General features: G+C 70.4%; 20 protein-coding genes and 1 pseudogene. 14 read left to right on the top strand and 7 right to left on the bottom strand.

Annotation, left to right across the window (positions count from 1 at the left end):
* Positions 1-216 precede the first annotated feature (216 nt).
* Both NBZ83_RS11560 and NBZ83_RS11565 read right to left on the bottom strand, forming a co-directional pair.
* The gene (locus tag NBZ83_RS11560; RefSeq protein WP_308203784.1) at positions 217-1,176 is read right to left on the bottom strand and encodes a thioesterase II family protein; all 960 of its coding nucleotides are present in this window, start codon (positions 1,174-1,176) and stop codon (positions 217-219) included.
* A gap of 250 nt (positions 1,177-1,426) precedes the next feature.
* Positions 1,427-2,524 (bottom strand): YqcI/YcgG family protein, encoded by a 1,098-nt coding sequence (locus NBZ83_RS11565; protein WP_261574936.1) that lies wholly within the window; start codon positions 2,522-2,524, stop codon positions 1,427-1,429.
* A gap of 318 nt (positions 2,525-2,842) precedes the next feature.
* Between NBZ83_RS11565 and NBZ83_RS33780 the strand changes: the two genes are divergently transcribed.
* Positions 2,843-3,199 (top strand): MOSC N-terminal beta barrel domain-containing protein, encoded by a 357-nt coding sequence (locus NBZ83_RS33780; RefSeq protein ID WP_368861834.1) that lies wholly within the window; start codon positions 2,843-2,845, stop codon positions 3,197-3,199.
* 325 nt (positions 3,200-3,524) lie between these two features.
* Here NBZ83_RS33780 and NBZ83_RS11570 read toward each other — a convergent pair whose 3' ends face one another.
* Positions 3,525-3,722 carry a DUF3159 domain-containing protein gene (locus tag NBZ83_RS11570; protein WP_261574937.1) on the bottom strand — a complete coding sequence of 66 codons (198 nt, stop codon included), beginning with the start codon at positions 3,720-3,722 and terminating at the stop codon, positions 3,525-3,527.
* On the opposite strand from NBZ83_RS11570, the gene NBZ83_RS11575 reads away from it, so the two are divergent.
* Both NBZ83_RS11575 and NBZ83_RS34515 read left to right on the top strand, forming a co-directional pair.
* Entirely contained in the window at positions 3,712-3,969 is a 258-nt protein-coding gene (locus NBZ83_RS11575; RefSeq protein WP_261571097.1) for a response regulator transcription factor, read from the top strand. The genes NBZ83_RS11570 and NBZ83_RS11575 overlap by 11 nt on opposite strands.
* 13 nt (positions 3,970-3,982) lie before the next feature.
* Entirely contained in the window at positions 3,983-4,285 is a 303-nt protein-coding gene (locus NBZ83_RS34515) for a transposase (protein WP_498041047.1), read from the top strand.
* A 245-nt stretch (positions 4,286-4,530) separates the two neighbouring features.
* Here NBZ83_RS34515 and NBZ83_RS11585 read toward each other — a convergent pair whose 3' ends face one another.
* Complete coding sequence (locus NBZ83_RS11585) at positions 4,531-5,379, bottom strand: LysR family transcriptional regulator (protein ID WP_261574938.1); 849 nt, start codon at positions 5,377-5,379, stop codon at positions 4,531-4,533.
* 116 nt (positions 5,380-5,495) lie between these two features.
* Between NBZ83_RS11585 and NBZ83_RS11590 the strand changes: the two genes are divergently transcribed.
* The 6 genes from NBZ83_RS11590 (at position 5,496) to NBZ83_RS11615 (ending at position 13,452) form a co-directional block, all read left to right on the top strand.
* On the top strand, positions 5,496-5,936 hold the full coding sequence (locus NBZ83_RS11590) for a nuclear transport factor 2 family protein (protein ID WP_261571099.1): 441 nt from the start codon (positions 5,496-5,498) through the stop codon (positions 5,934-5,936).
* Between the two features lie 331 nt (positions 5,937-6,267).
* Positions 6,268-6,582, top strand: coding sequence for a zinc ribbon domain-containing protein (locus tag NBZ83_RS11595; protein WP_308203402.1), 315 nt, complete (start codon positions 6,268-6,270; stop codon positions 6,580-6,582).
* Between the two features lie 90 nt (positions 6,583-6,672).
* The gene (locus tag NBZ83_RS11600; RefSeq protein WP_261574939.1) at positions 6,673-6,984 is read left to right on the top strand and encodes a GNAT family N-acetyltransferase; all 312 of its coding nucleotides are present in this window, start codon (positions 6,673-6,675) and stop codon (positions 6,982-6,984) included.
* Between the two features lie 23 nt (positions 6,985-7,007).
* The gene (locus tag NBZ83_RS11605; protein WP_261569485.1) at positions 7,008-7,304 is read left to right on the top strand and encodes a Rossmann-fold NAD(P)-binding domain-containing protein; all 297 of its coding nucleotides are present in this window, start codon (positions 7,008-7,010) and stop codon (positions 7,302-7,304) included.
* A 270-nt stretch (positions 7,305-7,574) separates the two neighbouring features.
* Positions 7,575-8,303, top strand: coding sequence for an effector-associated constant component EACC1 (locus NBZ83_RS11610; RefSeq protein WP_261574940.1), 729 nt, complete (start codon positions 7,575-7,577; stop codon positions 8,301-8,303).
* A 106-nt stretch (positions 8,304-8,409) separates the two neighbouring features.
* Positions 8,410-13,452 carry a caspase, EACC1-associated type gene (locus NBZ83_RS11615; RefSeq protein WP_261574941.1) on the top strand — a complete coding sequence of 1,681 codons (5,043 nt, stop codon included), beginning with the start codon at positions 8,410-8,412 and terminating at the stop codon, positions 13,450-13,452.
* Positions 13,453-13,724: 272 nt separating this feature from the next.
* On the opposite strand, the gene NBZ83_RS11620 is transcribed toward NBZ83_RS11615, so the two are convergent.
* Together NBZ83_RS11620 and NBZ83_RS11625 are read right to left on the bottom strand one after the other, a co-directional pair.
* Positions 13,725-14,675: a glutathione S-transferase C-terminal domain-containing protein gene (locus NBZ83_RS11620; protein ID WP_261574942.1), complete on the bottom strand. Its 951-nt coding sequence runs from the start codon at positions 14,673-14,675 to the stop codon at positions 13,725-13,727.
* 129 nt (positions 14,676-14,804) lie between these two features.
* Positions 14,805-15,962, bottom strand: a complete 1,158-nt coding sequence (locus NBZ83_RS11625) for an NADH:flavin oxidoreductase (protein ID WP_261569489.1) — start codon at positions 15,960-15,962, stop codon at positions 14,805-14,807.
* Between the two features lie 73 nt (positions 15,963-16,035).
* Between NBZ83_RS11625 and NBZ83_RS11630 the strand changes: the two are divergent.
* From NBZ83_RS11630 to NBZ83_RS11640, 3 genes and pseudogenes are all read left to right on the top strand, one after another.
* Positions 16,036-16,119: pseudogene (locus tag NBZ83_RS11630) on the top strand (Uma2 family endonuclease); the annotation flags it as partial.
* 123 nt (positions 16,120-16,242) lie between these two features.
* Entirely contained in the window at positions 16,243-17,289 is a 1,047-nt protein-coding gene (locus NBZ83_RS11635) for a hypothetical protein (RefSeq protein WP_261569490.1), read from the top strand.
* Between the two features lie 356 nt (positions 17,290-17,645).
* Positions 17,646-18,620: a helix-turn-helix domain-containing protein gene (locus NBZ83_RS11640; protein ID WP_261569492.1), complete on the top strand. Its 975-nt coding sequence runs from the start codon at positions 17,646-17,648 to the stop codon at positions 18,618-18,620.
* A gap of 97 nt (positions 18,621-18,717) precedes the next feature.
* On the opposite strand, the gene NBZ83_RS11645 is transcribed toward NBZ83_RS11640, so the two are convergent.
* Positions 18,718-19,542, bottom strand: coding sequence for an enoyl-CoA hydratase/isomerase family protein (locus NBZ83_RS11645; protein ID WP_261569493.1), 825 nt, complete (start codon positions 19,540-19,542; stop codon positions 18,718-18,720).
* A gap of 204 nt (positions 19,543-19,746) precedes the next feature.
* Here NBZ83_RS11645 and NBZ83_RS11650 point away from each other — a divergent pair, with 204 nt between their 5' ends.
* Both NBZ83_RS11650 and NBZ83_RS11655 read left to right on the top strand, forming a co-directional pair.
* Positions 19,747-20,436 (top strand): cyclase family protein, encoded by a 690-nt coding sequence (locus NBZ83_RS11650; RefSeq protein ID WP_261569494.1) that lies wholly within the window; start codon positions 19,747-19,749, stop codon positions 20,434-20,436.
* 456 nt (positions 20,437-20,892) lie between these two features.
* Positions 20,893-21,981: a DUF2637 domain-containing protein gene (locus tag NBZ83_RS11655; RefSeq protein ID WP_261574943.1), complete on the top strand. Its 1,089-nt coding sequence runs from the start codon at positions 20,893-20,895 to the stop codon at positions 21,979-21,981.
* Positions 21,982-22,815: the final 834 nt, after the last annotated feature.

A 22,815-nucleotide genomic window follows, 5' to 3' on the forward strand; every position in this document is an offset into this window, starting at 1 on the left:
GAGGAGGGCTGGGCCGGCTGGAGTGGATGGTCCGGCTGGAGTGGATGGTCCGGCGCGGATGCGGGAGATGCTCTCGAGAACATCGATGCCGACTTCCCTTCTGTTCCACCGTGGGCGGGACGCGGCGGTGGATGGCGACCGCGGGCGAGCTCGCCGACGCCGCCCAGGAATCCGATGGTGGATCTGAGGGGGTTTCTTGTCGGCTCGACGCGGAGTTCAGCGGCGAGACATCGGCGCCGCGGTGGTGGCTGTGGTTGTGGCTGACGCATCGGCTGGACGGGATGCCCGACCGGAGGGCACCGGGAGGTGCCGCGTGAGTTCGGCGATGACCGGCCCTGGCTCGGCAAGGAGGTAGAAGTGGCTGCCGGGGAAGACGGCGTGATCGAAGCCCGTCGTCGTCGTGCCGGCCCAGGCCAGCACATCCTCGACCCGCACCGTCCGGTCGTCGGTGGCGGCGAAGGCGACGACGTCGACCGGGAGCGTCGGGTCCGCCGGCGGCTGGTAGGTCTCGATCAGCCGGTAGTCGTTGCGGACGGCGGGGATGACGAGGTCCATGAGCTCGTCGTGCTCGAAGAGCGCCTCATCGGTGCCGCCATGGGCCCGGAGGACGTCGATGAACTGGTCGCGGGGCAGCGTGTGCACCCGAGTGGGGCGGCCGACCCCGGGAGCGGACCGTGCGGAGACGACCAGCCGCGCGACGCTTCCCGGTACTCGGGTGCGTAGCCGCCGGGCGGTCTCGTACGCCACCGACGCCCCCATGCTGTGGCCGAGGAGGATCAGCGGTGGGAGGTTCGGCGGGGCGGTCGCCAGGGGGAGCAGGGCGTCGGTGATGGCGTCCGTCAACTCGTCCATGGTGTCGATCAACGGTTCGCCCAGGCGGCTTTCCCGGCCTGGGTAACACACGACCCATGTTTCACCGTCGGCGGGCAGGCCCTCCGCCCAGGTGCAGTACGGATTGGCGGAGCCGCCGGCGTGCGGGAAGACCACTAGTCGGTACCGTGGCGCGGGGTGCCGCCGGCGACAACGCAGCCATGCGGTGGTGGGTGTGGCCGTCATCCGACGTTGCCGTGGCGTACGTCGAGGTGCGTCCTGGAATTGCCGAGGGCGGATGATGCCGGGGATCTCATATCCACCTCCTGGTGAACGATGCGCGCGATGATGTGTGGGGCCGCCCATAGTTGATGGCCGGAGATCGCCGGGTCATCGTGGGCGCACTCCGTGACGGGTCGAGTCTTCGCCGTGGGTGACTAAGGTAATCCATACCTTAATCGACGAGGGTGTGTGAAGTAGCCCCGAGGCACCTGCTCGGGCGTTTTCCTGGGATCGCGCTGGCCGTCCGCCATCGAGCAGGTCGGTCTCGGCGCGGGACCGCGGGGCATCGCCGGGACGTCGCCGGGCACCCGACGAGGCCCCGGTCGAGCAGGAACTATGCGGAGACCGATTCGCGTGGCTGGCTGGTGGCGGCCGATGCCCGGGCGGCCTCGGCGGCCATGGCCATTTTCCGGCGCAGGCGCCGCGGTCGCATGTCGGTCCAGGTCAGCGCGACGCTGTCCAGGCATTCCTGCCGCGTGCCCACCACAGATGTGTCGAACCAGCCCAGCGCGTTGCGCCGGTCCTGCGGCCAGACCGAGTACTGATCCTCGTGATTGACGACGACCTTGAACAGCTTCTCGGTCGGGGTCGGGATAGCGGTCGACCCGGACAGCCGGTTTCCCGCTGGTACTCGGTCCGCGTTGCCGAGAAACGGACAAAGGTCCCCCACGGAGGCGTCGTCCCGCAGGAAGTACTGCTTCCACTCCCGGTTCTCCGGGTCGCCATAGGAGCCGAGCAACGGAGTCGAGTCCACCGCGTCGAAACGGGCCAGTCGGTCCCGGATGATCCGCCGCGATGACGCGCCGCGGGGGGTGGTCGCGCCGAGACCTTCAAAGACCCAGCGAGGCTGGAAGGTGACGGTGAAGGTGGGGTTGTTCCTGCTGCGCAGGCGACGATGGGCGGGTGTGTTGCAGACCACGAAGATCGGCGTCCCGCGGAAGCTGAACTCCCAGCCGGGATCGTCGGTGTCCGTCGGGATGTCGGACGGCCAGGGGGACGTGTCGTTGTCATGGAGATACTGCAGGAGTGACCAGAACCGATCCTCGTACGTGTCGACTCCGACGGCCGGCGCCGTGGATGCGTTCGGGTGCTCGGAGCCGGCCGGGCCCATGGCGTCGGACCTCTCGTCTGGCGATCCGAAGAAGACAACGAGTGACGTCTCCCGAGATATCTGCCGGTACCCGGCGAGATAGGTGGCGAGGATGTCCGGCAGGGCCGTCCAGGTTCGCTCGTCGTGAACGTCGTCGACGAAGCCGAACCGCAGTCCGCCGCGATGAGCGGCGGCCACGGCGAATACACAGGGGAAAAGCTCGGTGTCCGACTTCAGCGTCGCCATCATGTCCTCGACGCAGGCCATTCCCCAATCGGGTACCGGCCCGATGGCGATATCCAACATCTTTTCGCGGTTGGCAGCGGTACTGCTGTCCGACATTCTCATCCCTTGACAAGGCGGCCGAGGCCGACGGGTGACACGCGGGCTGACTGGCGAGATCGCGCCAGGGCGACCACTGCGGGGTCCGCGAGGGCACCGAACGGATCGGAGCCCCGCCGCGCGGCCGACAACGGGTCCGGAGTGCGATGATCGATACCGGACTTGACATCAGGTTAGGTGTACCTTACGAAAAGCGTCGATCGGGACGTTACGCAGGAGGTCCTGTTGGCTCAACAGCGAAATCGTCTATGTGAGACACCTCACATTTCTGGTCACGAGGATGCCGCCACCTGCCATCGCCCGCGGTCACCGCTCACGGTGAGTGGGCCGGCGACTGCCCCGGCGAAGGCTCTCGCCGTTGTGCCTCAGGCGGAGCTGCGGGTGGGGGCCGACGGCGTCGCCGAGGATCGGCGGCTCTTCCTCGTCACCGACAGTGGGAGCCTCGTCGCGCCGCGAACCTTCCCGGCGTTGGCCTCGGTCCGACCCGATCTGGACCCGGCGGCCGGCAGACTCATGCTCACTTTCCCGGACGGTCAGCGGCTCGACGGGCCGATCCCCCCGACTGGACCCATCATCACCTCAGGGTCACGATCACCTCAGGGTCACGCCCGACCTGATTCGAGGCCCGGTTCATGCTTTCCCACGACGGCCGTTTCTTTCGAGCGGATGATGTGATCGAGGCTGGCAACGTGGATGGTCAGTGCGGATTCGCGGAGCTCGTAGTGCCGGCCGCCGGGCACAGCAGTCGACCCGCCGGGCGGACCGGCGTCGTGATCCATCAGCTACGGGCACCCATCGCCGCCCCGGCTGGCACCTGGTCTCGGTCGGACGTAAGACATGGCGGGTTGGGAGGAGACGTTGCCGGCGGTGCAAGGCGTGGGCGTAGCGCCAAATCCCCCCGCTGCTTCGATGCCGAAAGCATCCGCGCCGAGAGCATCCGCGGGGACTTCAGGATCCGGCGAGTCGTTGACGCACCGACGCGGTGGCCGAGCCCGCGCCGTCACCCGGTCTTGTTCGCGGACGCGGGAGCATCGATGGCCTGATCCCGCGTGCCGATCAGGCCCTGGCGTGTGTACGCCATGACCGTGCGGACGACGGCGTCGAGGATCAGCGCCACGCCCCAGGCCGCGGTGACCACGCGCATGCCGTGCCGGAAGGGGGCCGAGGTGCGGTAGCGCGCGGTCCAGGTGATCTCCAAGCTGTTCGCCCGCCAGCGCGTCGGCCAGCCGCTGGAGGCGCTCACTCCGCGGGAGCGCGAGGTTCTCGAGATGATGGCGGCCGGTTGGTCCGACGGGGCCATCGCGCAGCGGCTTTATGCCAGCGAGGGCACGATCGGCAAGCACATCTCGAATATCTTCGCGAAGCTGGACCTGCCGGTGTCCACCGACGACAACCGGCGGGTGCTGGCCGTGCTCGCCTACCTCAACCGCGACCGGGCCGCCTGACACCCAGCGGGAGTTGTCCCGCAAGCAGAAGGGTTCGAGGAACCGGGCGAAGGCCCGGACGAGGGTCGCCCGGATCCATGGTCGGATCGCCGATCGGCGCCGGGACTTTCTGTACACGCTGTCCACGAGGCTGATCCGTGAGAACCAGACGGTGGCCATCGAGGACCTGCCCGTCCGGAACCTGTGTCCTGTCCAAGTGAGGGTGGCGACGTCCAGAGTTAGTTGGCGAGCGACGCGGCGAAGTCCGGGGCGACCTGGCGAAGGAGCGGCGTGCCTCCTCCGACACGGCGTGCGGCGCAGATTTCCGCGGGATTGAACGCCAGCGCCCGTGCCATGCCCGCCGGCAGCCGAACCCCGCGCGGCAGGACGGGCCCAGTCGCGCGGGACATCGCGGGCAAGAAACGCGGTTCTATCGATCACTGTCGGTATGGCCCGGACTCATCACGGAGCCGGCGATGCCAGACCACTGGTAGGTCCGGCGGCCGGCCTGTGACAGGCACACCCGCGCCGGTGGCGCGGCGCTGCTGGACGCACGGGCCACAGCCTCGGGACACGCTCTGATCAGGTAGCGCCGGCCGCCTCACCGCCCGGACTGGCTGCGCCGGCGGCTCGCGCGAGGGCCGCGACGGCCGGCGACGTGCTGTGGGCGGGCCAGGCGAGCAGCAGGGTGACGGGCTGGGCGTCCGTCACCGGCACACTGGCGAGATCGTGGCGCAGTGGCGTGGTCACGAACCGCGGGACCACGGCAACCGTCTGGCCCAGCGCGACGAGCTGCAGCAGTTCGGTGAGGCTGCCCGCCTCGGGACCGGTGGACGGCCCGCGCCGCCCGTGCACGTTCTCGTCGCGGAGATCGGCCGTGCGCAGGCTCGCTCGGGCGGCGAGTGGGTGCGAGGCGGGCAGCACGGCCATCAGGGGTTCGGTCAGCAGCGGCTCGGTGTCGAGCCCGCTGAGGTCCTCGGCCGGGCTGTACAGCAGGGCGGCGTCGGCGCGTCCGTCGCGCAGCAGCCGGACCCGGTCCGTATGGAAGATCACCCGCACCGGCAGTGAGCTCGGCTCGCGGTCGCAGGCGGCGAGGATCGCCGGAAGCAGGCCCGCGTCCCCGCCTGCCTTCATCGCCAGGATCAGGTGCGGGTCACTGGCGTCCGCCCGCCGGGTACGCCGGGCCGCGGCGTCCACCGCGTCCAGGGCGTGGCGTGCCTCGCGGGCCAGCACCTGCCCGGCCGGGGTCAGCGTCACCGTGCGGCTGTTCCGCTCGAATAGGGCGGCGCCCAGGCGGCGTTCCAGCTTCTGGATCGTCTTCGATAGCGCCGGCTGGGCGATGCCGAGCCGGGCGGCGGCCCGGCTGAAGTGCAGTTCGTCGGCCACCGCCAGGAAGTGCACCAGTTCCCGGGTTTCCAGCGGTCGATCCATGCCGTCAGGTTATCGATCGCGCCTCGGCGGGTCTTGGACGCGGCCCGGCCGATGGTGGTGACGTGAAGGCCGTTGAACGTTCTTCCCGGCAGCAGCGAGAAAGGTGCGCATCCGACATGGAACCGATCGAGCCGACGGCGGGCCCGCGTGAAGTCCTCGAGCTTTATCGCCGGGCGGCGATCAGGCAGGCCGCCGACGACATGAGGGACCTCTACGCGGCCGACGCGATCCATGAATTTCCGTTCACCCCGCCCGGCGTGCCCTCCCGGCTCACCGGCCGGGACGAGATCGTGGGCTGGATAGCCGCGGGCTGGCGGACCCTCCCCCTGCGCTACGAGCGGTACCGCACCATCGCCAGCCACGACACCGCCGACCCGCGGACGATCATCGTCGAGCAGGAGGCCATCGGGAGGAACACGTCCAGCGGTCGGGAGTTCACCCTCCCCAACATCGTCGTACTCACCGTCCACGACGGCCAGATTGCCCACCTGCGCGACTACGTCAACATCCTGGCGGCGGCGGACGCCGCCGGGCACGCCGCCAGCGCCCTCGTCTGATCGCGGTCCGCCGCGGGCCCGGGGGGCCGGCGGCACTCACCCGCCCGGGCGTCGGGGCCAGCGTTGGTCCGGGCGTTCCGACCGGACGGTCGCCGACGCGGTGCCGTTCCTCAAAGACCCACCGGCATTTCAAGATCAATACTTAGTGTTCAACCCTGCGGAAATCTGCGCCTCACGCCGACACGCCTCCGCTCGGAACCTCTGCTCGGGACGCGGGTCGGGCTGGCCTGCCGAATCCGCCAGATAGGCCCGGAGAACTCACGGCCCGCCTGTCCAGACCTACCTGGCGAACTGCTGCTCAGCGCCGCACAGTTCGCCACCTTCGCCCGGATTGGACAACCTGCTCCGCAACCACACCCTCGCACGGGCGATCTCCGACGCGTCCTGGTCGGAGCTGCGGCGGATGGTGGAGTACAAGGCCGGCTGGTACGGCCGGACGATGATCGCGGTCGACCGGTTCTCCCTGTCGTCGAAAACATGTTCGTCGTGTGGGGTGGTCGTCGCGGAGCTGCCGTTGAAAATTCGGGAGTGGGCGTGTGTCTGCGGGGCGGTCCATGGTCGGGATGTGAACGCGGCGAAGAACGTTCTGGCCGCAGGGCTTGCGGTGGCTGCCCGTGGAGAGGGAGTGGGACCGCCTCGCTGTTGAAGCGGGGAGGCGTCCGTCGGTGAAGCAGGAACCCGCACCGCGAGATGCGGGAATCGCCTTCCGTCAGGGAGGTGAGGATGCCAACGGGTGATGCGGGAGACTTGGGTGGTGCCGGCCATGACCGAGGGCGATCCGCGGCCCGATGAGATCAGCATCGACAGTGCCTCCCTGTCCGACGTGGCGGACCTGCTCGCGTTGTGGGAGGCCGCGGCGGAGAACGAGTCACGCCCGGCGGACACGGCGGATGCCGTGCGTACACTGCTCATCCGCGATCCCGACGCCTGCCTGGTTGCGCGGCAGGGCGGCCGGATCGTCGGCTCGCTGATAGCGGGCTGGGACGGCTGGCGGGCGCACCTCTACCGGTTGGCCGTCCCAGCCCGGCATGCGACGTCAAGGAACTGAACCACTACGAGATCGCGGAGGAGATGACGCAGGCGCTGGGCAGGCCGGTCTCCTATCGGCCCATCGGCCTCGACGAGTTCACCAAGGAGTTGCGGAACCGCGGTCTCGGTGAATACACCGTCCAGCACCTGCGCGCGGTCGCGAGTGACTACGTCAACGGGGTGTTCGCGGGCACCAACGACGTGGTGAAGACAGTGGGCGGAGAAGAGCCGCAGACCGTTCAGGAGTTCGTGACGCGCAACAGGAAGTACTACGACGACAGGTCCACCATCGACTTCTGGTCATCAGCTGCCGACCGCCCTCGTTCGACGCGGGTGTGAAAGAAAGCTGACTACTGCTTCGGGTTCAGGAATATCCCGACTGCCTGAGCGGCCGCGCGGCCGACGTCGGAGTCCGACGTCGGAGTCCGACAGCAGCTGACCGGCGCAGCGGACTGTCTCCGCCGTGGATGCACGAGCAGGTCACGGCGGAGCAGGACGAGTCCTGATCCGCCGGGCAGTGCGCGGGCGTATGAGGCCGAGTCCCCCTGAGCCGGCGCCGGCCGAATAGACTTGCACCGAAGGGTGGGTACGGCACTTCCAGGAGGCGTGGTGGACGTCGAACTCGCCGTGGACGGCGATCCGAGCGGCGACGAAGCACGCAGTCTGCGACGCTGGCTGCTGGAAACACCGGAATTCCGGGGTCGGGTGTCGTTGCGGGAATCGCCGCCGGACCCGGCGGAGTTGGGCCGGCGGATCGACGCGGTCGTGCTCGCGCTCGGTGGCGCGGCGGAAAACTCTGCCGAATCGTTGCTGGAGGTGTTACAGGGCTGGCTTTCCTCCCGGCGGCGGACGCCCGCCGCCGTCCCCTTCAGCCTCCAGCTGCGCCTGGCTCCCGGTGAGATCACGGCATCGGTATCAGCAGAGTTGGCGAACGGACAACTCGACGAGTCGCTCCGGGCCTTCATCGACGAACTGACGGCGCGGCTGCGAAGCAACGCCGAGGTGGCTTGCCCGGCCGACGTGACTCGCCCCCCAGGTGAAATCACAGACGGCCCGGCAGGTTTCGCCGCGCATGAGGTGCGTGAGCTGGCGCGGGTTTTCAACAGCGCTCCGCGGGTCGATCTGCTGCTGCGGGCCGCGGGGCTGGGCCCGGAACTGTTCCTGGCGTTTGAGAGCGCTCCGAACGTTCTGGCATACTGGACCGACGTCGGCCACCAACTGGCTCTCGGGCGTTCGCCTCGCGGACGGTCACGCATTCTGGCCATGGCGGCCGACGAGTTTCCCGCCAACCCTGTCTTTCGCGGAGCGCGGGAAGTCCCTCCAGGCCCGACCGGCTGACGGACAGCATCGGTAGTATCCGTCTCGGGCGGTCCCGGCTGGCGGCGCGGGGCGAGCATTGTGAAGACGCGTAGCGCGTGTTCGATGGGGTCGGGGGACCAAGGACATGGGGGATCTGTCCGGCGCGGGTACCAGAGCGCTTCTGGTCGGTTGCGGCCGGCACACAGCCGGCTCCACCCTCCCGGACCTGCCGAGCGTCGACAGCACCATCATCGACCTGGCCGCCATGTTCCTCGAGCGGTCCGGCCTGTCCGCGGATCGGCTGCGGACGCTGTTGGACCCGAGCGGTCCGGTGGACCTGGCCGAAGCGATCGCGGAGACGGCGGGCGAGACGACCGACACGCTCCTGCTGTACTTCGTGGGCCACGGCCTGGTCGATCCCGACGGCCGCCTCTATCTCGCGACCAGCGCCTCCGGAGACGCCACCAGCCGCCGGCCCTGGCTGCGCGCCCTGCCTTTCGCCGAGATAGTGGCGATTCTGCGGGAGCACTGTTCGGCGGCGGGGATCATCATCGTGCTCGACTGCTGTTTCGCCAGCCGCGCCGCTCTGCCGGTCGTCAGCGCCGTCCACGCCGAGCTCGGCCGGATCAGCGAGGGCACCTACCTCCTGGCCTCCTCCGCGCGGGACGAGCGGGCGCTGGCACCGCCGGGTGCACGGCACACAGCCTTCACCGGCCGGCTGATCGACCTGCTCGACCGGGGCGACGCCGATCTTCCGCCGAGTATCACCGTGGAACGCCTGTTTGATCACCTGGACGCTGACCTGCGGCGGTCGGGCATGCCGCGACCTCGACGCTGGGCGGCCGGCCGGGCCGGCGACACCGAGCTTTCGCCGAACCCGTCCTACCGCCGACCGCTCGTCCCGCGCCCGACGGTCCCCGACACCCAGGCCGTGCCGCGGCCCGATGCCGCTTCGCCCGATGCCGCTTCGCCCGATGCCGCTTCGCCCGATGCCGCTTCGCCCGGCGCCGCTTCGCCCGGCGGTCCAACCGCCGCCGGCTCCCCGCGCGACGACTCTCCCGACTCTCCCGACAGCATTGACCCGTACAGCCGGTGTCCCTATCCCGGCCTCCGCCCGTTCGAAGATCCACGCTTCTTTCACGGACGGGACCGGCTGGTCACCGACGCGGTCGACCTGCTGAACGACGGCTCCCGGCGACCCGGACCTGTGTTCGTCCTCGGCCCGTCCGGCTCGGGTAAGTCATCGCTGCTACGAGCCGGGATCCTCCCCGCGCTCGCCCGCGGAGAGGTCGAAGCAGGAGCGTCGGCCGGTTGGCCCGCGCTGCTGGTGTCGATCGACGACGACCCACTCGGAGATCTCGCGGCATCGTTCGAACGCGTGCTCGATCTGCCCGCGGGCCGGGTGCGGGAGCGGCTCGCCCGCGAGCCGGGCAGCGTCCGCGCGTTTGTCGGCGACGTGTTCGCCGCGCTGCCCTCCGCCGGCCGTCGCCGCGCCGTCGTCGCAGTGGACCAGTTCGAAAACCTCTTCGCGCGCTGCGAGGACGAGCTCGCCCGGCGCGCCTTCCTCGACGTCCTGCGCGAGCTGGTGTCCCCGCCGGCTGACGGGGGCGCCCCGCCCGGGCTTGTCCTGCTGGCCATGCGTTCCGACTTCTACGACGACTGCCTGCCGCACACCGAGCTCGTCACGGCGCTGACCGAACCGCACCTGGCGGTCGGGCCGATGCGCGAGGCCGAGCTACGCGAGGCGATCGAAACACCGGCCGCCCTGGCCGGACTTGCCGTGGAGCCGGGTCTGGTGGAGTTGGTGCTGCGCGAGATGCGTGCCGACAGGGCCGAGGGCCACGACGCCGGGATGCTTCCGCTGCTCTCGCACGCCCTGCTCGCAACGTGGGCCCAGCGCGAGGGACGGGTTCTGACCGTCGCCGGTTACCACGCCACCGGTGGTCTGCGCGGGGCGCTGACCCGGACTGCGGACTCCATCGTGGAGAATCTCGGCGAGCCCGTGCGGCCCATCCTGCGCCGGATCATGATCGACCTGGTCCGGGTCGGCCGCGACGCGTCGGCCCAGGACACCCGGCGGCGGCTCGACGCGGCGGCACTGACCACCGAGGCCGGGCCCGGCGCCGCCGCCGTCCTCGATCAGCTCGCTCAGGCCCGGATCGTGACCGTTCACCAGGACGGCGTCGAGATCACCCACGACGCGCTGCTCGAAGCGTGGTCGACGCTGCGCGGATGGCTGGACGAGGACCGGGCCGACGAGCGGCTGCGGCAACAGGCCACCGGCGACGCCGACGCCTGGCGGGCCGCCGGGGACCGCCGTGACCTGCTCTACCGAGGCGAGACGCTCCACAACGCCCGGGCCGCCTTCGGCCAGCAGCCGCCCCGGCGGCCCGTCACCGCACAGTTCCTCGCCGCCGCGACCCGCCAGCAATCGCGCGCCGCGCGAATCCGTAGGTTCGTCGCCGCCGCTCTCGTGGCTCTTCTCCTCGGCGCGCTCTTCGCCGCCGCAGTGGCCGTCAACGGCCAACAGCAGGCGCGGCGGGGTCAGCTCGAGGCGGCGGCCCGAGCCCTGGTGGCGAAAGCGGACGCCGTTCGTGACGCCGATCCGGAGACCGCGCTCCTTCTCGGCATCGCCGCCGACGACCTCGACCCGGCCTCGGATGCTCGAGCGAGTCTCCGCCAGAACATCATCGACAGCCCGTTCGCCGGCACGTTCACCGGCGGGGTACCGGATGCGATGGGTTTTGCGGACGGCGGCCGTACCCTGGTCGCGACCACGACAGATCGCGCCCTCATCAGCTGGGACACCCAGCCTGGGGAAAGCCCGGTCGGGGCCAAGCGGTCCTTCGTGACGGCTCCGGGTACCAGAGCCGCCTCTCCCGTCACGGTGCGCCCCGAAACCGGTCTGGCGCTGGCGACCGACGCCACGGACAGATCACGACTGCGTCTGTGGGATGTCTCCACGCCGGCCGGCCCCCGGCCGTTCGCGGCCTCGTGGACCCCGGCCGACCTCGGCCTTCCCGGCGCGTTGCTGGGGGCGGCCGACATCTCGGCCGACGGCCGCCGGGTAGCGATCAGCGCGTCGGCGCCGGGGCCGGGGCCGCTGTCGTGGACGGCGCGGATCGGCGTCTGGGACATCACTGACCCTGCGCGTCCGCGGCGGATAGGCCAGCCCGTGCCCGCCCGGTGGAAGGCGACGTGGCTCACGTTCGGTGGGCGGGACGGCGAGCGGCTCGCGACGGCGACGGCGATGGCGGGACCCGGCTTCGCTGGCACCTCCCGGGGCGGTCTCGAGGTGTTCGACGTCGCCCCCGCGCAGGTGAAGCCGCGTACCGCGAGCATCGCCGATCGCCTCGTCTCGGGCCTGGCGCTGTCTGCGGACGGAACGACCATCGCGCTGGCCACCAGCACTCTCGGCGGGCACGTCACCCTGTTCGACATCACGAAGGCCGGGATGAGCGCGCGGGAGCCGCTCGAGGACCCGTTTCCCTACCAGGCGTTGGCCTTCTCGCCCGACGGGTCGAAGCTCGCCGCCGGCGGCGGCGACGTCGACGGCACGACCACGGTGTGGGACCTGAGCATGCCGTCCGCGCCCCGGCGGTCGGCGTCGCTGCCATCACCGTCTCCGGTGACGCTGGCGGTGTTCTCGCCGGACGGGCTGAACCTCGTCACCGCTGACCGGACCGGCACGCGCCGGTGGGATCTCTCCCCGCGCGCGCGGGTTGTTCCGCTCGGCCGGACGCCGGCAGTCTCCGCCTCTGCGCCGGCCGTCCCGGCGCGATCCGCCGTCACCACCGCGCCCGCGGCGAGCACCAGTTCCATGACGCCTGAGCCGGCGGCGCCCGGCGCGAGCGCGTCGGCCGGGCTTTCGGACGACGTCCGGGGAAGGATCTCCGCGTCGATCGCCGACGCCTTCGGGCTGCTGGACGAGCTGCCCAGGTCACAGCCGGCGACGATGCACGCGTCCGCCCTCTCCCCGCGCGGGGATGTGCTGGCCGCCGGCGGGGGAACCGGCGGTGGCGCGTCCGGTGAGATGACCATCCGCCGGCGGTCGGGGACCGCGCCCGCCCGCCGGATCGTGACGCCGGCGACCGTGTGGTCCGTTTCGTTCTCGCCCGATGGCCGCCTCGTCGCGGCGGCGATGAACCGCGATGGCCTTCCGAGCAGCCAACGCACGGTCGCCGGGGCCGGGGTCGGTGGCGGTCTGATCCAGCTCTACGACGTCAGCGACCCGAGCCGACTCGAGCCGCTGGGCGCCCCCCTCACGACCACCTACCCGGCGTGGTCGCTGACGTTCAGCCTCGACGGCTCCACCCTTGTTGCCGGGACCGGGCAGGATGTGGACGCGGGGGGCGCCACGACCAACCCCGGTGAGGTGATTCGCTGGGACCTCTCCGCTCCGGCCCGGCCGCGGCGCATCGAACCGACGACCCGCAGCGACGAGCCGGTGTACAGCGTCGCGGCCGCCCCCGACGGGACCATCGCGTGGGCGGCCGGACTGGCCGGCCAGAGCATCGTCAGCTTGGCCAGCCCGTCGGGCACCGGCCGGCTGACAATCCGCTCGACCCTCACTCCGCGCCGGTTCGCCTGGTCAGTGGCCTTCACACCGGACGGGCGGACGCTCGCGGTCGGTACCGACAGCGGCGTTGAGGTCGACGCGGCCAAACTTGCCGTGCTGGATCGGCTCGGCTCGGCCTCGGGGACCGCCGCGCCCGAGCCGCCGGTTCCCGGGGCGGTTGAGCTGTGGGATGTCTCGTCCCGCGACAACCAACCGCGACCGCTCGGCGCGCCGATCACGACCGACGGCGCGGTGCGCTCGGTCGTGATCGACCAGGACGGCTCCACGTTGGCGGCGGGTCTGCTGAACGCCGAGGGCAACTCCGACCAGGAGTCCGAGGGAAGCGTCGCGCTCTGGGACATCTCCGAACCCGTCAACCCGCGTCCGCTGGGCGGATCACTGCCAGCCCCAGGCGGTGTCCTGTCCACGGGGCTGTCCCGCGACGGGCGCCTGCTCACCGGCGCCGGCCTGACGAGCGACGTCGCTGTGTGGGACGTGCGGCCGTTGGTGGAGTTGCGGGCGGACGCCGCCACCGTCGCCTGTGGACTCACCCGCCGCGGCCTCACCGCGGCGGAATGGGCTTCCTACGTACCCGACCTGCCCTACCGCCGGACGTGCGGGCGCCGCTAGATGGAGCAGGTCGTCGCGGGTCTGCTGCCCGCCCGCCAACGAGTGACCGCGGCAGTGGCGGCGGCGATGGAGGAACTACTCTGTCGGTGCTGCCGGCGACCGAACCGGCAGAACTGATGATCGACGTCGCCGAGTACGGCCACGATCTCATCGAGGGCGAGTACTGACGGTGATGGGCGATCGCTTGTGGTGGTAATTGGAAACCCGGGGCGCCGGGATGATGGCCCCACTGGATCATCATCCCGGCGTCCGTCCCAGACGCGCCTACGCGCCTACGCGTCGTTGCCGGGCGCGGTCTCCCAGTCCGCCAGGACGGCGGCCGGCTCCGAGAAGGCAGAGAAGTCGGTGGTCGCGCGGAAGGCGGGGAGCTGGTAAAGGGCGCGGGCGTAGGACCACAGGTGCGGGTAGTCCGACAGCGGCGGCAGGCTCGCCAGGTCGTGGCGGCGGCTGCGGTAGCGGACCAGGGAGACCCACAGGCGCACGTCGGCCTCCGTCAGCTGACCGCCCACCAGATACGGGGCGTCGGCGAGCCGGGCGTCGAGTTTCGCGAACGCGTCGAGCAGCGCCGCCCGCAGCGCCTCGTCGTGCGCCGCCCGGTACTCCCCGTGGTTCACCGCCGGGCCGATCCAGGAGTCGAGCTCGGCGATCTCGGCGCGCAGGTGCTCGGGGTAGGTGTCGGCGCCGTTCGACCAGCGGCCGAACTGGGTGGCCAGGTCGATGCCCAGGCTGGTGAAGTCGTTGGACACGACCTGACCGGTCTGGCGGTCCCACAGCGTGGGAACGGAGACGTGGCCGTCGAAGCCCGGCTCGGTGCGCTCGTAGGCGTCGCGCAGCAGGGTGAAGCCGTTGACCGGGTCCGGGCCGTGGCTCTCGCGGAACCCCCAGCCGCGGGCGTCGCGGGTGCCGTCGACGTAGGAGACGCTGATGACGTCCTCGAGCCCGTGGAGCGCGCGCTCGAGGGTGACGCGGTGTGCCCACGGGCAGAACCAGCCGGCGTAGATGTGGTAGCGGCCCGGCTCGGCCGGGAATCCGCTCGACCCGTCCGCGGTGATCCGTCCGGCGAACCGGTACAGCGGCCGGGTGTCGGCGGGATCCCGTCTGATCGTGTACTCGCCGTAGGTCGCCACATCGGTCGGGCTGGCATACACCGGCCTCGCGGTCTCGGAGACGGCGGTGGGCTGGGAGACGGCGGTGGGCTGGGAGACGGCGGCAGCCTGGGACATGCGCGTTCTCCTCGGGTTGCTGCTGGAGGGCCACGCCGGTCGCGGGCCCTTCCTGTCCAAGGCCGGCGAACTTTCGGCTATTCCGATCGACTGGGTAGAGATGCCGCCGGCCGTCTCGGCCGCTGATCGTCAGGTCAGGCGAGAGTTGTCGGCCTGGTCGTAGGTCCGGATCTCTGACAGGCGGCGGTCGCGCAGCTTGGTGGTCCAGGCGGGTTCGGAGAGCAGGACGCGGCCGAGGCCGACCAGGTCGAACTCGCCGCGGTCGAACAGCTCCACCAGCGGGGCGAGGCTCAGCGTCGCTGCCACGCCCTCCTCGCCGCCGCCGAAGGCCGTCGGCACGCCGACCGAGCCGATCGCGATGGTGGGCAGGCCGGTGAGATTCCTGGCCCAGCCGGCCAGGGTGCGCGGGGAACCGTCGAACGCGGGCAGCCAGTAACGGCGGGTGGACACGTGCAGCGCGGTGGCGCCGGCGTCCACGAGCGGGGTGAGCAGTACCTCGAGCTCATCGGGGGTCTCGGCGATACGGGCGTCGTAGTCGCCGCCCTTCCACTGGGAGAACCGGTAGATCACCGGGAAGTCCGGTCCCACCTCGCCGCGGACCGCGGCGACGACCTCGGCCCCGATCCGAGCCCGGTTGGCCAGGCTTGCGCCGTAGCCGTCGGCGCGGCGGTTGGTCCGCGACCAGAAGAACTGGTCCAGCAGGTAGCCGTGCGCGCCGTGCAGCTCGACGCCATCGAACCCGGCTCGGCGCGCGTCGGCCGCGGCGCGGGCGAAGGAGGCGACCACCTCGTCGATCTGCGCGATGCTCGGCTCGTCGCCGACCATCGTCCCGTCGTGCTGCAGGCCCGACGGGGAGAACACCGCCGCCTCCGGGTGCGGCGGAGCACCCGCCGCGCGGCCGGCGCCGAGATGCCACAGCTGGGGGACGATTCGCCCGCCTACCGCGTGCACGGCGTCGACGACCCGGCGCCAGCCTTCGAGGGGCTGTTCGCCGTAGAACCGCGGAACCCGGTCGCTGGACCCGGCCGACGGATGATCCACATAGGTGCCCTCGGTCACGATCAGGCCGACGTGCGCCGCCCGCCGCGCGTAGTAGCCGGCCACGTCCTCGCCCGGCACGCCGTCGGGGGAGAACTGGCGGGTCATCGGTGCCATCACGAAGCGGTTGGCAAGCTCGACGCCGGACAGTGAGAACGGGGTGAACAGCGGTGCTGCGTCCGCCCCATCCAGCAGGCGCTCGTTGCTCGACGGGGACTTGGCCGCGGCAACACTCGAGGACACAGTCATATCTCGTTCAATCCGGGCGGCGCCGTGGATGTTCCGCCGGGTCACCTGAAGGAGGTGCGTCATGACTGCGGGGATGATCGCTCCCGCGTGGATGCGTCAGTGGATCACGGCGGAGCAGTATGAGTCCTGGTCCGAGGAGCGGTGCGCGGGCGTCGAGCGCTCCCTGGATCATGCGGTGGCTCCGGGGGGATCACGCTAGGCTTCTGGCCGGCGCGGGGGGCCGGAGCCGAGGCGGCTCTTCGCGGACTTCTTCCGCCCGACTCCGTGGGAGGCCACGCAGGTGAGCCATGCCGTCGAACCACAGACCGCCACCTTCCCCGAGTACTACGACCGGACCTTCACCTCGCATTCCCTGGGGACCGAGGAGGAGCTGAGGGGGGCGGGGGTGGTGGTGAGCTCGGAGGAGTTCTGGGCGATCGTCGGCGAGGATTCCGGTGACAGGTCGGCCCCGCGCCCCGCTCGGATCCTGCCGAAGGTGTTCGCCCTGGTGCGGGACGACGGGACCGGCGAGGTCCTCGTCGAGATAACCCGGGATCTACCGCTGCAGAGCGCACCGAACACCTTCAAGATCGAGCTTCGGACGACGCCGGCCGAGATGAACAGCGCCACCCGGTGGGCCCGGCGCCGCGCGGCGATGGGATTCGCGATCGGATGCGTCGAGAGCGCCCGGGGCAAGGCCCTGCAGGCGCGGTCCTCCGACGGCTTCCGGGTGGAGGTCGTTGACTTTCCGCACACCATCGCGCTGACGGTTCAGGCGATCGCCGACACGGACGTGCAGGCGACCGTCGGCGTGCCCGCCGACGAGATCGGTGTGGGTATGGCAGCGTCCGAGCTGGCGGCCGGGAAGCTGCACGAGCATCTTACCGTCACGTGGTTTACGGACATCTTCATGCACGACGACGCCGTCAACGGCTACTCGCCCATCGACAGGGTGCGGTACGCGGTGGTCATGTCGGCGATTCTGCGGGCCGGCCGGATCCTGAAGAACAACAACAACAAGTTCTCGACGGCGACCGCCAAGAACGCCTGGGGGGTCCGGCCGCGCCAGGCTCTGCGCGAGCTGTTCTGGTTGGCACCGGACCACGACAGAACCATCGACCTGCTCTTCAAGGTCGTTCAGTCGACGTTTCCCAGCTGGGCGAACGAGCAGGGAGAGACCGTCACGGCTGACCACTGGCAGCTGGGGACGGCGCTTGTCGTGGGGCTGCCGTTCGTGGAACGCCCGCCGGCCGACGTGTCCGTGGCCGGCAGGACGGCGCTGCTGTTCGAGTACCGCTCACCCGCACGGACGGACTATCCCGACGCCTTCTGGCGGCCTGCCGACTGACGGTCAGCCGGACCTGGTGTTACCTGCCGCGGGCGTACATCATCTGCTCACCGAACCCGTGGAGGGTCAGGCCGGCCTCGCGGATCCGTTCGGCCAGGCGGGTGAAGTCGCTGTCGGAGAACACCTGCACCGGTCGGATGGAGTGGTCGAGCAGGGTCTGATCCTACACCGGAGCCTCCACAAAAAGGTGAGTTGATGTGACCTCGGCGAAGAAATCGAATTTCACTTCGCCGGCATCGGCGTGCCGGACGCGGATGACGGACTACTTGGCGACGGTGTGAGCGCCGTCATACTGGATGCGGACAGCTCGATGCGGCGGCCATGCGCCGCCAGGACACCCACAGCGCGGGGGAGGCGTGGGGGCGTGCGACGATCATTCGACAATCCGGCAGGCCTGGCGGCCGGCGCGCTCGTTCAGCGCGCTCGTTCAGCGGTGTGACAAAAAGCAGACCAGATGGAAGCGTCCGGCGACGAACCAGAACAGAGGACTCCGGGTAGACGATGTGATGGACATGCAACCCTGCCTTGCCACCCTTTTGGAGAGCATCGTTCAGCGCAGGAAAGCGGCCGGGCTGAGCCAGGCCCAGCTCGCCAACCGGGTCCGCTACCAGCCCAGTTACCTGTCCAAGGCCGAGCGTGGTCTCCTCGGTGTGCCGTCCCAGTCGCTCGTCGGCGCGATTGACGCCGAGCTGAACGCCGGCGGTCGGCTGGTCGAGCTGCGAAGGCACGCCTGGCTGGAGGACAAGGGGAGCCGGGCAGGTATCACCTGGCCACGCACACTGGAGGAGGTGGTTCCCACGGATCGTCGACAGCTCATCGTTGGGGGAAGTGCCGCCACTGTCGGTCCCGCCGTAGGCCCGGAGCCGCCCGCGCCTGCGCCCGCGCCGTCGCCCATCGGCGCGGGCAGTCGGGCCGGTGGCGCCGTCGACCTGTCCGGGCGCTGGTGGACGGCCTGGCAGACGTTCCGGGACGGCGAGGAGATCCATTCCTCGCAGGAGGCGAGTCTGGAGCAGACCGGGGCGAAGATCCATATTGAGGCGATCACTCGCGGCCTGTCCAGCGAGGAGGGCGGATACCTCTGGTGGGGTGAACTACAGATCTTCGATGAAGAGATCATCATGGGTTGGTATGTCAGTTCCGACAGTCCGGTTCGCTCGAAAGGGTCGCTGTTTCTCTCGCTGAATCCGCACGGCGACCGACTCACCGGGCGGTGGGTCGGGCTGAGCTATGACGGAATGTTCATCGAGGGCTGGGGTGCAGTGGCCCGCGACGAGCAGACCTCGCTCGCACTCATCGAGCGGCTCAAAAAGCAGTACCCGAAGGCCGCCTGAGTCCTGGCGCCTGTATGCGTGCTCCCGGTGCGACCGGCCGGTCGGCGTCTCGGCTCTCCGCGTCGTCGACCGGTCCGGTGCGCGCCGTGGGCGCGGGTCAGCTCCGGGGTTCGGTGGTTTCCGGCTGTTTCAGCTGAAGTCCCTGGTTCTGCAGGGCCAGCACCGACTCCGCGCGCGCCGACCCGGTGAAGAAACTCTGGTGGTGCCGCGCTTCGGCGTCGACGAATTCCGCCAGGCCGCTACGTTCCGCCAACAGGATGTTGGCCTTCATCCCGCGTACGGCTCTGCGCGGGCGCGATCCCAGCTCGGTGACCATCGCATCCACCTCCGCCTCGAACCGGTCGTCGGGAAAGACCCGTGCCACCAGCCCGATCCGCCGGGCATCGTCCGCGGTCAGTTTTGCCGGCAGGAAGCAGAGGTCACGGGCAGCGGCCCCACCGAGCGCGCGGGACAACGTCCACGGCAGACCGAGTTCGCTGGTGAGACCGAGCTGGGGGAAGGCGACGGAGAAACGGGCGCGGGCGGTGGCGATCCGCAGATCGCATGCCGCCGCCCAGGCGAACCCGGCGCCGGCGCAGCCCCCGTTGACCGCGGCGATGGTGAGCTGCGGCATCTCGTGCAGCAGGGTCGCGGACTGGTAGACCGCCACTGGCGGGAGATCGGGATTGTGGTCCGTGAGTGCCGCCGTCAGGTCCGCGCCCGGGCAGAACGTCCGGCCGGCGCCGGTGAGAACGACGACGGACAGCGTGTCGTCCCGGGCGAGCTCGGTGAGCGCGGCGTGGATCTCGATCATCATTGCCGGGATGACGCTGTTGTGCGCGGCTGGGCGGTTGAACCGAACCCAGGCGACCGGCGCGTCGACGCGGACGTCCAGGGTGGTCCAGGGGCCCTGAGCGGGGTGCCGCGACGGTTCGGCGGTCAAAACTCGGCCAGGCTGGCGCGGTCGGTCATCGGCAGGCTCCTCGGGGGTCGGGCCGTGCTCCGGCAGGGATTTCCCCATCGTTGTCCGGGCGCGTGATCCGCGCATCAAGACCGGCGATGCCGCGATGGGCGGCTGGTCGCCCATCGCGATGACGGCGGTAGCGTGACGGGGCACCATCCGCGCCGTGGACCCAGGGAGCGTGCCATGCCTGTCGGGGACCGCCGGATCGTCGACCTGTCCCATCCCATCGTCGATGGCATGGTGACGTATCCGGGTCTGCCCGGTCCGCGGATCACCACCTGGACCAGCCGGGCGGCCTCGGGGGAGCGGCTCGCGCCGGGGGTGTCGTTCCACATTGCAGCCGTCGACCTTGTCGCGAACACCGGGACCTACCTCGACGCACCGTTCCACTTTCACGCTGACGGTCCGGACGTCGCGGCCCTCGACCTGGCTCGGCTGGTGGACGTGCCGGCTGTGGTGGTCCGGGCGGCCGGCGTCGAGGCTGTGGGGGCCGAGCTGCTGCCGGTCACCGCCGATCTTGCCGGGCGGGCCGTGCTCGTCCACACGGGCCATGCCCGGCACTGGGGGAGCGAGGCGTACTTCGGCCCGGCGCCGCACCTGACGCAGACAGCCGTTGAGGCCCTGGTCGCCGCCGGGGCGCTGTTGGTCGGCATCGACTCGCTCAACATCGACGATGTCGCCGACCTGTCCCGTCCCGCCCATCAGGGTCTGCTCGGCGCCGGCATCCCGATCGTCGAGCATCTCACCGCCCTGGACGAGCTGCCCGACGGCGAGCCCGTCCAGCTCACCGTCCTGCCCGCGCCCGTCCGCGGCATGGGCACCTTTCCCGTGCGCGCCGTGGCCGTCGTCGGCGGGTCGGCGCGTCGGCGATGACCAAGTCGCGGTGAGCGACGGCGTCCCGATCCCGATCCCGATCCCGGTCGGACCGTTCGACGGGCCGTTCGACGGGCCGTTCGGGCGCACGTTCACCTTCACCGACCCCGACGGCTACGCGGTGACCTCGCCACCTGCGTTGCCGCGTTCGGGAGTGAACGTGGAGCTCGCTGCGACATGGTCCGTTTTCTCGGAAAACAGCGCTGTCCCCAGATGGCACCGGGTGCAACAGACCCGGTCCGGACGGTCAGGGCCGGCGAGGGCTGATGGTCGCGTGCTGTGACCTGGAAAATGCATAGATGGGCCGGCCTCCCACGCTCGGCACCAGGGTGAATACGGACACTCCGCACCGTCGGGGGGTCCGGATCGTCCGGGCGGCTTTGGAGCAAAATGCGTAAAGACGTCGCATTTCCGGAGTAGGTGAGGAGATCGATCGGTATGGATGGTGATCAGCTGATGAGCGAGGGTCGATCCTCCGGTGTCAGGGCGGAGCGGGCGATCCGGATCACCACGGTGATCGCGGTGACGACGGTGGCGGTGGTGGCGGCCTTCGTGTCCTATCGGCACATGCGCGGGGTCGCGATGGCGCACGGGGAGGACTCGATGACCGCGGCGGTGCTGCCGTTCAGCGTGGACGGGCTGATCGTGGCCGCGTCGATGGCGATGCTGGCGGAGCGCCGCGCCGGGCGGAACCGGTCCTGGTTGTCCTACGTTCTGCTGGCACTGGGGGCCTGCGCGTCGCTGCTCGCGAACGTGCTGCACGCCGAACCCACGGTCACCGCCCGGATCATCGCCGGTTGGCCGCCGCTGGCCCTGCTCGGCTCCTACGAGCTGCTCATGCGTCAGATCCACCCGACCGCACGCCGGAGCGTCGACGATCCGGTCACCACCGTCCTACCGATCCCGCCGCAACGCGGCCCGGCGCCCACCGTCCCCGCGGCCACCTTTCCCGCGGCCACCTTTCCCGCGGCCACCTTTCCCGCGGCCACCGTTGCCGCGCCCACCGTCACCGCCGACGTAAGCACCACGGAGGCGCCCCCGCACGCCCCGGAGTCAGGCGCGACTGACGACCCGGGTTGGACCGACAGCCGTGGACCCTCGACCCAGGCGGACGACGACACCGACCTGGCGGACACCGACCTGGCGGACACCGACCTGGCGGACACCGACCTGGCGGACACCGACCTGGCGGACACCGACCTGGCGGACACCGATCGAGAAGGTGCCGATCGGGCGAATGCTGATCGGATGGATGCCGCCTCGCCCGCCGGGCTGGATGGCGCGGCGGACCCGGCCGTGAAACGCGAGGCGATCGTGCGCACCCTGGACCAGACCGGCGGGTCGGTCACCCAGGCGGTCGCGGTGCTCGCCGCCCAGGGCATCACGGTCAGCAGGAGCTGGGTCTATCAGGTCCGTAGGAACACCCCGTATGCCGACGTCAACACCGGCCCGTCCGCCCGACCCGTGCACCGGCCCACCGTCCGCGGACGGCGCCGCGGCATGGCTTCCGAGCGGAGCTTCGCCCCCACCACAGCCAGGAGCTGACTGTGCCGACGGTCCCGCACCCCACTCGGATCCTGCCGAAGGTGTCGCGTGGCGACTCCACCGTCACGGTGGCTTCCCGGGGTGATGCGCCTGCGGCTGACGTGACGGGTGATACCGGATCTTCTCCCGCGCGATCACCGGCACGTGGTTCCCGGCACGGTGAAGTCGTCGACGGTCTTACCGTCTGATCCGATTCCGAGTCCCACCGCCGCGCCCCTCGTCGACGCCGGCAACAGAATCTTGCGAGACAGTAAAGATAATCGACGTCCCTGAACTTCCATCAGGAAACGTGTTTGTTTGGTGGTCGGCCGGGGAACAGGCGGTGCCGCCGCGGTGGCGAGACGGCGGACTCTCCCGCCGTCTTCCCCACCGCGGTGGCCGCGCCGCCGGATCTCCGCGGAAAACCGGTCGACGCTCGGCCCCTTTGCGGACCACTTCCGTGCAGCGCGATACCCCCGCTGCACGCCGGTGGCGCGGGGTGTGGCCATGGATCTCGCGGGCCGTCGTCGGCGGCTCTGGCCCGGCCAGGCGCGGGACGGCCCCGCGCCTGGCCGACGTCATCAGGCTCGAGAGGCTCAGGGCGGTCCTCGAGACCATCTGGCCGGTGGCGGGTTGCCGGGTGACCACATCGAGATCGGCGTCGGGCCCGCCCGGATCAAGATGGCTCCTTTGGGCGACCCCGGTCGGGGCTTTTCGGAACCCCCATCCGCTGCTAGAAGCCTCGCGCCCCGATTACTACTTTCGACGGTAGGACGGTCGGGTCGGATTCCCTAGTGTGTGGTCCGGGGGATCTGCCATGGATTCTCCGTTGAGATGCGCCGGGATGCCCGCGAC

Origin of the sequence: Frankia gtarii, assembly GCF_025403375.1 — a bacterium.
Classification (GTDB): Bacteria; Actinomycetota; Actinomycetes; order Frankiales; family Frankiaceae; genus Frankia; species Frankia gtarii.

Bases quoted from the DNA above. Each gene is read 5' to 3' on its own strand.
- NBZ83_RS11560 (WP_308203784.1), bottom strand. From the start codon at position 1,176: ATGGGCGGCCCCACACATCATCGCGCGCATCGTTCACCAGGAGGTGGA.
- NBZ83_RS11585 (WP_261574938.1), bottom strand. From the start codon at position 5,379: ATGGATCGACCGCTGGAAACCCGGGAACTGGTGCACTTCCTGGCGGTG.
- NBZ83_RS11590 (WP_261571099.1), top strand. From the start codon at position 5,496: ATGGAACCGATCGAGCCGACGGCGGGCCCGCGTGAAGTCCTCGAGCTT.
- NBZ83_RS11655 (WP_261574943.1), top strand. From the start codon at position 20,893: ATGAGCGAGGGTCGATCCTCCGGTGTCAGGGCGGAGCGGGCGATCCGG.
- NBZ83_RS11620 (WP_261574942.1), bottom strand. From the start codon at position 14,675: ATGTCCCAGGCTGCCGCCGTCTCCCAGCCCACCGCCGTCTCCCAGCCC.
- NBZ83_RS11615 (WP_261574941.1), top strand. From the start codon at position 8,410: ATGGGGGATCTGTCCGGCGCGGGTACCAGAGCGCTTCTGGTCGGTTGC.
- NBZ83_RS11565 (WP_261574936.1), bottom strand. From the start codon at position 2,524: ATGTCGGACAGCAGTACCGCTGCCAACCGCGAAAAGATGTTGGATATC.
- NBZ83_RS11600 (WP_261574939.1), top strand. From the start codon at position 6,673: ATGCGGGAGACTTGGGTGGTGCCGGCCATGACCGAGGGCGATCCGCGG.
- NBZ83_RS11605 (WP_261569485.1), top strand. From the start codon at position 7,008: ATGACGCAGGCGCTGGGCAGGCCGGTCTCCTATCGGCCCATCGGCCTC.
- NBZ83_RS11650 (WP_261569494.1), top strand. From the start codon at position 19,747: ATGCCTGTCGGGGACCGCCGGATCGTCGACCTGTCCCATCCCATCGTC.
- NBZ83_RS11625 (WP_261569489.1), bottom strand. From the start codon at position 15,962: ATGACTGTGTCCTCGAGTGTTGCCGCGGCCAAGTCCCCGTCGAGCAAC.